General features: G+C 59.8%; 8 protein-coding genes. 7 read left to right on the forward strand and 1 reads right to left on the reverse strand.

Annotated features, from left to right (window positions below; genetic code table 11):
- The first annotated feature begins 204 nt into the window (after window positions 1-204).
- The 6 genes from So717_RS18805 to So717_RS18830 all read left to right on the forward strand — a co-directional run bounded on the left by So717_RS18805 (window position 205) and on the right by So717_RS18830 (window position 6,899).
- On the forward strand, window positions 205-1,851 hold the full coding sequence (locus So717_RS18805; protein ID WP_159980146.1) for a TnsB C-terminal domain-containing protein: 1,647 nt from the start codon (window positions 205-207) through the stop codon (window positions 1,849-1,851).
- The gene (locus So717_RS18810) at window positions 1,844-2,722 is read left to right on the forward strand and encodes a TniB family NTP-binding protein (RefSeq protein ID WP_159980148.1); all 879 of its coding nucleotides are present in this window, start codon (window positions 1,844-1,846) and stop codon (window positions 2,720-2,722) included. Before So717_RS18805 ends, So717_RS18810 begins: the two co-directional genes overlap by 8 nt.
- Window positions 2,719-3,738, forward strand: a complete 1,020-nt coding sequence (locus So717_RS18815; RefSeq protein WP_159980150.1) for a TniQ family protein — start codon at window positions 2,719-2,721, stop codon at window positions 3,736-3,738. The genes So717_RS18810 and So717_RS18815 overlap by 4 nt, the downstream gene beginning before the upstream one ends.
- Window positions 3,739-3,943: 205 nt before the next feature.
- Window positions 3,944-4,897 carry a DUF1403 family protein gene (locus tag So717_RS18820; protein WP_159980206.1) on the forward strand — a complete coding sequence of 318 codons (954 nt, stop codon included), beginning with the start codon at window positions 3,944-3,946 and terminating at the stop codon, window positions 4,895-4,897.
- On the forward strand, window positions 4,894-5,511 hold the full coding sequence (scpB, locus tag So717_RS18825) for an SMC-Scp complex subunit ScpB (protein ID WP_159980208.1): 618 nt from the start codon (window positions 4,894-4,896) through the stop codon (window positions 5,509-5,511). Before So717_RS18820 ends, scpB begins: the two co-directional genes overlap by 4 nt.
- A gap of 98 nt (window positions 5,512-5,609) precedes the next feature.
- Window positions 5,610-6,899, forward strand: a complete 1,290-nt coding sequence (locus tag So717_RS18830; RefSeq protein ID WP_159980210.1) for an ATP-binding protein — start codon at window positions 5,610-5,612, stop codon at window positions 6,897-6,899.
- A 496-nt stretch (window positions 6,900-7,395) separates the two neighbouring features.
- Here So717_RS18830 and So717_RS18835 read toward each other — a convergent pair whose 3' ends face one another.
- Entirely contained in the window at window positions 7,396-8,397 is a 1,002-nt protein-coding gene (locus tag So717_RS18835) for an AraC family transcriptional regulator (RefSeq protein WP_159980212.1), read from the reverse strand.
- Window positions 8,398-8,467: 70 nt separating this feature from the next.
- Here So717_RS18835 and So717_RS18840 point away from each other — a divergent pair, with 70 nt between their 5' ends.
- Window positions 8,468-9,064 (forward strand): hypothetical protein, encoded by a 597-nt coding sequence (locus So717_RS18840; protein WP_238841069.1) that lies wholly within the window; start codon window positions 8,468-8,470, stop codon window positions 9,062-9,064.
- Window positions 9,065-9,691: the final 627 nt, after the last annotated feature.

Below are 9,691 nucleotides of genomic sequence, written 5' to 3' on the forward strand. Positions count from 1 at the left end.
CGAAGCGCGTGCTCGTTTGCCGCACCTCGGGTTGCAGAGCGCGATGTCTCTGTCGGACTGCTGGATTTCTTGAAACTGCGGGCCATTTGTTTTCAAGGGTTTGCCGGTTCTTCATTTTTGAGATTGAGTCGGAATTCATGAGACTGTACATAGATTTGAGTCACTATTCGTGAGACTACACAGCGTTCGTGCGTCGATCAAGTCATGTCCGATAATTCTGCAGCCGATAAAGATTGGGAAGAGGCCGAGTTCCGCGCAAGAGTGCTTGCGGAGCTGCCGGAACAGCTCACTGAAGGCGACGTTGCCTGGGCGATGCGGCAGCTGGATGTCAGCCGGGCGACGGTTTATCGTTTGGCGAAGCAGTTCCGGGAAGATGCGCGGACCAGTGCACTTCTGCCAAATTCCTCCGGCCCCAAGCCAGGCATGCAGCCGCTGGATCCGGCGGTGGAAGCGATCGTATCCCGCCTGTTTAGAGACTTTTACGCCACCCGTCGCAAACCGACCAAAACGCGGTTTTGGCGGGAGGTCGCTGCCGATTGCCACGCACGGGGGCTGGCACCACCCTCGATCCGGCGTCTGGGGCGTTGGCTGGACCTGAAAGACCAGGCACGGCTCATGATGAGGCGGGAGGGCAGGGACAAGGCCGAACGCCGGCACCTGGCCACGCCCGGTGGGCTTACCGCGACCCGCCCGCTGGATATCGTCCAGATCGATCACACCAGGGCCGATGTGACGGTGGTCGATCCGGTCACGCGACACCCGCTTGGCCGGCCGACGCTGACTGTCGCGATCGATGTAAACACCCGCATGGTTCTGGGATTTCACCTGTCGCTGGAGCCGCCCTCGCTTCTGTCGGTCGCGCTCTGTCTGACCCATGCGGTGATGGAGAAATCACATTGGCTGGCGGCGCGCGGGATCAATACAGACTGGCCCGCGCAGGGCATCCCCAGGGCGATCTACGTGGACAACGGCGCGGAATTCCATGCCCGGGCCTTCGGACTTGCCTGTTCCGAATACCAGATTGATTTGCAGCACCGCCCGCCCGGCACACCGCGCTATGGCGGGCATATCGAGCGGCTGATCGGCACGATGATGGGGGCGGTGCATCTGCTGCCGGGGTCACATTTCTCGAACATCTTCGAGCGTGGCGATCTCGACGCGGAGGCCGAAGCGGTGATGACGCTGCAGGAGTTGGAAACCTGGCTCGCGCTGGAAATCACCGGTTCCTACCACGTGCGGGTCCACAGCGCGCTGGAAACCACGCCTGCGGCGGCCTGGGCAGCGCATACGGATGAGGCGCGGCTCCGCATGCCCGCCGATCTCCGGCAGTTCCTGGTGGATTTTCTGCCCTCGGAACAGCGGGTCCTGCAGCGGGACGGCTTTCATCTCTTTCATATCCGCTACTGGTCGGACGAGTTGCGCTGGCTGATGGGCCGGGAGAGCCGCAAATACACGCTCAAATACGACCCGCGCGACCTCTCGCGCATCTTTGTGCTGACCGGGGACGGGATCATCGAGGCGCGGCCGGCGGATCTGACACGGCCTGCGATTACGCTCTGGGAGCACCGGGCGGCGCGGCGCGCCTTGCGCGAGGAAGGGCGCCGGTCGGTGGACGAAGAACTGATCTTCCGGACAATCCAGGCGCAACGCGACCTCGTGGACAGCGCCGAGCGGCAAACGAAAGCCATGCAACGCCATAAGGCCCGGCGGGCGCACCTGGAACCGCGCCCGATGATCGATGTGACGCCAGAAGCAGAGGCAAAGAAGGCTTTGCCGGCACCTGAAACCAAGCGCAATGCGCTCAAGGATCATCCAGGGTTCGAGGTCGAGGAATGGTACGACGATGACTGAGTTTCCGCATCTTTATCCGGGCGCCGGCAGGATTGCCGCGCTCAGCGCTGAGGAGCGTATTTTGCGCATCCGGGCCGATCGATGGGTGTCCTATCCCCGGGCCGAGGCGGCCCTGACCAAGCTGGAGACTCTGCTGGCCTTCCCGGAGCGCGCCCGGATGCCGAACCTGCTTCTGGTCGGCGAAAGCGGCATGGGCAAGACGATGATCATCGAGAAGTTCAACCGCGATCAAGCCTCCAGCTTCGACGATATGACCGGGCGGCTGCACATGCCGGTCGTCGCGGTGCAGATGGTCTCGGGGCCGGATGAGACACGGTTCTACCGCCGGATTCTGGCCGCGATCGGCGCTCCGGAGCCGCCAAGGGCGACGCTTTCCGTGCTGGAAAGCCTTGCCCTGCGGCTGCTCACCGAATTGCGCCCAAAGATGCTGGTGATCGACGAGATCCACAGCCTGCAGGCGGGTACGATCCGCGAACAGGCGCGGTTCCTGAACATGCTGCGGTTTCTCGGCAACGAACTGCGTATCCCGCTGGTCTGTGTGGGCACCGCCCAGGCCCGCAACGCGCTGCGCACCGACGATCAGCTGGTGCGCCGCTTCGAGGCTTTTGCGCTACCGCCTTGGCGGGAAGGGGCGGATTTCACCGGGCTGATGAGCACGCTCACGCGCAGCCTGCCGCTCCGGCGCGAAAGCGAGATCGATGAGAAGGCGCTCACGCGGATCCTCAAGGTGACCGATGGCATCACCTCGGGCATTTTTTCGATCATGTCTCAGCTGGCAATCGCCGCCATCGAAAGTGGCGAGGAGAGGATCCTCTCGCGCGACGTTCTGAGCGGCGACGGCTTGCGTGTGGTCCTGGGAGAGCCAGTTTGACAGGCGGGCGCCGCCTGCCGGTTGTGTTCCCGCCCGAGACGGATGAACGGCTGTCCTCCTGGATCGCCCGTCTGGCCCAATTCTATGCTATGACCATTCCCGAATTTCTGGCGGAACTTGGCCTGTCCAGGCGCGACCTGTTCGACCTGGAGTGGCGCCTTTCGGACGGGAATGGGGCTCTGATCGCGGCCCGAACCGGGCTTACGGTCGAGACCATTCAGGCCATGACGTTTCAGGAAGTCACCCCCGACGCCAGGATGATGATTGCGCGCCAGAACCGCCATCGCTGCCCGCATTGCCCTGCCGAGATGCAGCGGAAGTCGTTGGCATTGCCTTGGGTGTTTCGCTGTCCTGTTCACGGCTCAGACCTACAGGATGCCACCGGCGCAACCTTGCCCGAGATGTTGGGGGACGCCCGGATGGCAGCCTTGGCGACGCATGCAAGGGCCGGTGCCGCCGTTCTCGACGCCTGGGTACGTGGGGCCGGGCAGGGGGTTCTGGACGTGCCGGAAATGCTGTCCGTCCTGACAGCACGGCACCGCCGCGCTTCGCCTCCCTCGCTGGCCGAACAACCGCGCATGTCGCTGCAGACCCGGCGGGATTACCACGAATTTCTCACCATGCCGATCATCCGTCAGGCGCTGACGGTGGTCGTTCCCGAGTATGATGAGGTGGCGCCGGTGCTGGCCAAGCCGGTCCGGCCCGGGCTGCACGGCCTCGCGCAGGGCTCGCTGTTGCAGGGTTTCGCACTGACGGTTGGCATTGGCCGGCTCGCTGAGGACCCCGTCGCTCGCGCGATCGCCGTGCTGCTGGCCAGCGACGTGGACGGGCAGGGGCGGGTGCAGGAAGCACTCAGATCATGGCCACTCTCGTTGAGAAGATGTATCTCTGCCCGGCTCTGGCGCACTCAGCGCGACGAGAGAGATCGCCGGATTGCCGAAAAACCCACGAGACGGCGCCAGTCTCATGAATACCGGCGCGTCCAGTCTCATGAATACCACTCCAGAATCTCATGAACCCCGGTCGGTTTTTCAGGGAAGTGCTTGAATCTCATGAATTCCGGCCGTCCGACAACATTTTCGGGTGATTTGCGCATGTTTCGGAGGCTATCTCTCTGTGTCCGATAATGCAAACTTATTGGACATAGCAGAGAGCCGCAGGGTGGGGCGGTTTGCACACTATATGGTAGCGGAAAGCGCCGTGGCGAGATAGTGTTGTAGCATGACCTATCAGCCCGCCGCACTCTCTGACGACCAGACGATCCTACCGAAACTCCCCCGCTGGGTCACCTCTGGGCCTACGGAAACCTCTGAAACTGTGGCCTTTCGGTCAGGGGCGGCGTTGACGGTGCTGGATCAGCTGGTGCGTGATCCCATGCATGGTGTGCCGGTGAAACTGCTGGCCAACCGGTTGGCCCTGAGTGCGGCAACCGCCACCTCGAAATTGGAGGGACGGCTGGCGCGGGAGGTGGATATCCGCGACGCCTATCATCTGACCCCGCCGGGCGAGGCGCGCGGTCCCGATGGTGATCTCCTGGCATTCTGGCGCGACGTGGCGCGCTTGCGCGTATGCGGCACTGGCGAGGTCGCGGCTTTAATTGGTCCAGACTTCACAAGCTTGGTGGGCATCTGGCTTGACGCGGGATTGGAGCGGGCCCGGACCCATGGACCGCTGGCGGGCAGCGTGGCTGTCCTTCGTACCGTTCTCGACGCCGACGACCAGGCAGAGCGAGTCGCCTGCCTGCTGTCTGATATCGTTCTGGCACGGGCAATGAATTGGAAGACCGTGCTGCCGGTTTCGGCGCATCGGCTGACAAAGGCCGCACTGCGGGACCTGACCGCAGACGGGCAGGGGACCGAGCTGGCAGTCCAGGTGCGGTTCCAAGAGTCCATCGAAGAGACCATCCGCTTGGCACGAGACCTCGCCCGCCGCGGCGAAGCGCTTCGCGCTGTCGCCCCAAAACTGCGAGCGAAAGGATCGGGTGCGGCCGTTGATTTGTTTCTAACGGAAGATGCGGTGGCCCCAGGGTCGATGCTCTCGCCGCACATTCGCGGCACCTCGATCCCCATGACGTCACGTGCCGCGCGGCGGTTCTGCGACCGTCTGGTCGAGCTGGGCGTGGCGCGGGAACTGACCGGGCGATCGACCGTCCGGCTCTACGGGATTGCGCCATGACAACCGCGACCAAGAAACGGAAACCGGCGGATGACGGCGATGCTGTCTTTGACCGCGAGCTCGAAGATCTTCCCCAGGAGTTGCGCTGGCGGGAATGGATGGGGCGGATCGAAGCGGTGCTCTTCGCGAGTGCCTCGCCGGTCGGCCGCGACGACCTGGCGCGCGTGGTCGGGCAGGGGGCCTCGGTCGAGATGCTCATCGAGGACATCCAGGCAGAGTTGATTGGCCGTCCCTATGAGCTGGCACAGGTTGCGGGCGGATGGATGTTTCGAACGAAGTCCCAGTTCGCGGATGCGATCAAAGCCGCCGCTGATTTGGGTGAGCAGGCGCTCGCCTTCACAGAAATGGAGATGGGCGTGCTCTGTGCTATTGCCTATCATCAGCCCATTGATCGGGCCGGGCTGAAGGACATTTTTGGCAAAGAGGTGAGCCGTGATCAGCTGGCTCGGCTGCGCTACAAGGATCTAATTGCCAGCGGGCCGCGATCGCCACGGCCCGGGGCACCGCATACCTTCGTGACGACAGAGACGTTTCTAACGTCGTTTGATTTGCAGAGCTTGCGGGACCTGCCGGAGCTGGAGCAGCTGGAGGATGCGGGGTTGGGGGCGTTCTAGTTGTGTAACGGTAGTGGTGTTTTGGTGATAGGCTTATTGGGCAAAGGGTGTGGCTTGTAGTGGACATTTCGTGAAGCTTCTACTAGGCATCTCGTGAAATGGCTGAAACAGACGAATATCTGCCCCGTCACTTAACGTCGGAGTTGCGGGATGCCCTTGCGTCCGCTCGTGTGGTCAACCTCGTTGGGCCAAGACAGGTCGGAAAAACGACACTCGTTCGTGACCTGTTTGAAGAGGGCCGTTTCGTGACACTGGATGATGCGGCGGTTTTGGCGGCCATGGACGCAGACCCCGAAGGTCAGCTGACAAGCCTTGCGGACGAGCAGGGGCCCGCGCCGGTCATCATTGATGAGGCACAAAGGTCATCACGGCTTGCGCTCGCCATTAAGAAGATCGTGGATCGCAATCGCCGGAAGGGCCAATTTGTTCTGACCGGGTCATCCAACGTCTTTACAACAGCGGAGGTTGCGGACTCACTGGCCGGCAGAATGCGAACCCTCAAGCTCTGGCCTTTGTCAGTGGCCGAGACCAATCGGTCGCCCGTGAGCCGGTTGATCGACTGGGCGATGCAGGATGCACCTTCGCTGGCGCAGATCACGGACCCGGCACCGCTTGGCCGCAAGGACTATATCGACCTCATACTTGCGGGTGGCTTTCCCGAAACGCGCGCGCTTCCCTTGCGACCGAGGCAGCGCCAGTATCGCGACTATGTCGATGCCGTGGTTGATCGAGACGTGGCCGACATCATGCCCATTCGCAAGCCTGACGCACTGCGCTTTTTGATCGATCAGATGGCTGCGCGAACAGCACAGGAGATCAACACGTCCGAACTGGCGAAGCTGGCGAAACTCAAACGCGAGACCGTCGATCAATATCTCGATATACTCATGCGGCTTTCGATGGTGAGCAAGTTGAGCGCCTGGATGCCGGGGGAGGGAAAGCGTGATATCAAGCAGCCGAAATTCCACTTTGTCGACACCGGCATTGCCACGGCCCTGCGTCGACTAAACGAGAGATCGTTCGAGATAGGCAACACCCCGGAAGCATTGGGCGGCCTATTGGAAAGCTTCGTGGTTGGCGAGTTGCAACGTGCCTTGCCCATGCAAGACGAGGATTATCGGCTCTATCACTGGCGCAGCGCGGATCGGCGGGAGATCGACATTTTGATCGACGGAGGGCACCGGCTTGTCGGTGTTGAGGTCAAGACAGCGGCCACCGTTTCGGCCGATGATTTCAAACACCTGAGGTGGTTTGCAAACGCCGGGCCAGGAAAGGGGCGCAACGTCACCGGCCTTCTGTTCTATCTGGGGCAGGAGAAGCTCACCTTTGGAGACGAGAACTTTGCTCTCCCGCTCAGCTCGCTGTGGACACCAGTGGACTCTAGCTAAGCATTTCCGCGGGGGGATAGCGCGAGATGGAGAGCCCTATTCTCTCCGACCCAACCCAACCGCTGACCCAGGCATCCCGAGTAGACCAATCCGAATTGCAGGACATGGGAACCTCCTGTCGTCAGATTGAGAAAACTCAATCGTCAGACAGGGTTGCCAAATCCAAAAATGGCTGGGTCAGAGCTTAACGCCGGCCACAAGCACCATTGCCGCGATAGCGGCTTGCGCAGCTGCCGCACTCGTGAGGCCAAGTGCCAGAGCCGCGCTTACCGCGACGGTCTTAAGTTTCGAGATCATAGGATCCTCCCAGATGTTTTTGGCCCTTTTTCAATTTTTCGATGCAGGCCAGTGGTCAAAGTGAGCCAATAGTTCTCCCCGAATTGCAATCCACTATCCCGACGGCGGTAGGGCCGTGCAGGTCGGAATTCCTTCCCAATCTGGGCATTACTACCTTGCCTCTGAGATCGGGATCGCACGCACTCTCAGCGCATTCAGCTTAGGCGTCGGGCGCAAGTTTACAGTTATCATTTCGGTATTGAGATGGCATCACCCCTGTCCATCGCCGAAACGCCCGGGAAAAATGTGCGGCATCACTGTATCCCAATTGAAAAGCGATATCCGTCACCCCTCGATTGGTGGTCTTGAGAAGAAGCCGAGCCCGATCTAGCAATAGGCCGTCCAGGACACTTGAAAAGCTGACACCCTCGGCCTCAAGTGAGCGCTGCAAGGAACGGCGGCTCGTTTGGAGTTTGGATGCAACCCAATCAATTTTGGGGCGGCCTTCAAGCAACGCGATTGCCGATAGCGCTGCAACATCTTCGCGATGTCCCGTGACCGGAGGAATTGGAGGTGCGACCGTTGGATCTGCGTAAACCTTCTGCTGCCCTGTTGCTGATAGAAGAGCTGCGTCAAATTCGACCGCTGACGCAGATGCACCATACATAACTGGCGCTTCGAACACTTTTTCCAAAGCCGCAGCTTGCGTTGCACCGGCACAGGTTGACCGGACAATAGTGGGTGTCCACGAGCGCCCCGCAAAACTGCGTACGCCATCGATCAGGTAGCTCACACCAAGCAACTCATTCTGAAACCGTCCGTCGTTTCCGGGATCGAGAAATTCGATAGACCAGCGGGCTCTTCCCCCAAACACACGGAGTTGAAGAACGGTCGCTGTCTGAAGGAAGCGATTTAGGCCGCGGTGGGACCGATCAATTGCACTGGCCAGCGTTGGCGCGCCGCAAACCCATGCGCCAAAGGCGCTCAACTTGTCCATCCTCACAAACCGCCCGATAGCGGCTCCAAAGAAAGGATCACCAATTTCTCGCCCCGCTTCACTGAGGATTTTGAATTGCTCGGTGAGCGGTAGAGGAAGGTCGGGGTTATCCAGCAGGGCCAACGGCAAATCCACACGGTTAAAAACCCGTTCAATCGATCCACCGCGCGTCTCAACAAAATCCGTGATGGGTCCGAGAGCGCTTGCGCGTGTATAGCCGTTCATCCCGCCTCCTTCGCAATCAGAGAATGGCACCGAATGGCAAGAACCAAAAGGTGCGATGTGATAGCAGAGAATGTCATTGCGGTTTGACTTTGAAGACGGAGGTACGAAATCGATGAAAACCAATACAATCACACGTCGGGAGGGACTTGTTGGAGCGGGAGCTGCCACGGCAACAGTGGGGATCGGAACAGATGCAGACGCGGCTACAGCTGATGCGGTAACGTTTGACCAGACCAACATAAAATGGAACACTCTCGAAGGCATAGAACATGTTTGGTATCACGTTTTGAACGTCGATCCGGAGGCAAAAGTTGTCGATCTTTTGTTGAAGTTCTCGGCCAACCAGAAAATCATTTTGCACCGTCACCATGCGGACTACAGTACGTTCATCATTCAGGGTGAACTGCGGCTCTATGACGAGCGTGGCGAGCTCACTGAAATCCGCCCAACGGCAAGCTTTGTTGAGAAATCGGGAGGCGGCGCGCCGCACACCGAAGGCGGTGGTGACATAGATTGCATCGCATGGTTCAGCAATCGCGGCACTGACGGGATGATCTATGAGATCCTGGGACCGAATAAGGAAACTGTCGCAACCCTCGGCCTACAGGAGTTCAAGGCTCTGTGGGAGGCTCAGGAGACGCCTGTCCAACCCTACATTCCAGGTTAATTCATCCTCGTTCTTCGTGCTAAAGGCAGGCAGGTGCGGGCAGATGGTCTACAAGTCTAGCGACAAGCCCATCACTGACGCGCTGAATGGTGGCTCTAGGAAGCGTCAGCAAAGTACCCGGCATCAATTGGTTCGCCACTGCGAACAAGCAAGGGCTGGAGCATGATAGCGAAAACCAGCGCAAATGGAATGAGCTGGTGATACAGATGCAGGAGATCACCTGACCGATTTGCACCAACCATGGATTGGTCGCCCGTTATCTCGGGGCGGCCAGTCTTCGGCTCCATAACTCCGATTGGATGGTCAGTTTGAAGCTGCACAAAAAGGTTTGACCGGGCTGTCGTGCTCCGATCACATCGCACGACGCCTGACATTGGTGCTTCAGTCGCTAAATTGCTCTTTGTTCGCGAACGGTCAACTTACTGTTGCGGAGCTTTACGGTTGCGGCGAATGTCCGGAACGCAGGCTACCATTGCAGCATCGACCCTGATAATAAGTGCCCGCTAATGGGATGTACCGGCTGCTTCACCCAGCACGGTAGGCTCTGCCTATTTCTGCAAACTGGAGAAGTAGCATGGCGAAGACAGATTTTGATGAACTGATGTCGATTGGTATCGATATTGGCAA

It is taken from the genome of Roseobacter cerasinus (assembly GCF_009811755.1).
Classification (GTDB): domain Bacteria; phylum Pseudomonadota; class Alphaproteobacteria; order Rhodobacterales; family Rhodobacteraceae; genus Roseobacter; species Roseobacter cerasinus.

Excerpts from the sequence above, each read along its gene's own strand:
- So717_RS18820 (WP_159980206.1), top strand. The coding sequence starts at position 3,944 with ATGACCTATCAGCCCGCCGCACTCTCTGACGACCAGACGATCCTACCG.
- So717_RS18805 (WP_159980146.1), top strand. The coding sequence starts at position 205 with ATGTCCGATAATTCTGCAGCCGATAAAGATTGGGAAGAGGCCGAGTTC.
- So717_RS18810 (WP_159980148.1), top strand. The coding sequence starts at position 1,844 with ATGACTGAGTTTCCGCATCTTTATCCGGGCGCCGGCAGGATTGCCGCG.
- So717_RS18840 (WP_238841069.1), top strand. The coding sequence starts at position 8,468 with ATGTCATTGCGGTTTGACTTTGAAGACGGAGGTACGAAATCGATGAAA.
- So717_RS18835 (WP_159980212.1), bottom strand. The coding sequence starts at position 8,397 with ATGAACGGCTATACACGCGCAAGCGCTCTCGGACCCATCACGGATTTT.
- scpB (WP_159980208.1), top strand. The coding sequence starts at position 4,894 with ATGACAACCGCGACCAAGAAACGGAAACCGGCGGATGACGGCGATGCT.
- So717_RS18830 (WP_159980210.1), top strand. The coding sequence starts at position 5,610 with ATGGCTGAAACAGACGAATATCTGCCCCGTCACTTAACGTCGGAGTTG.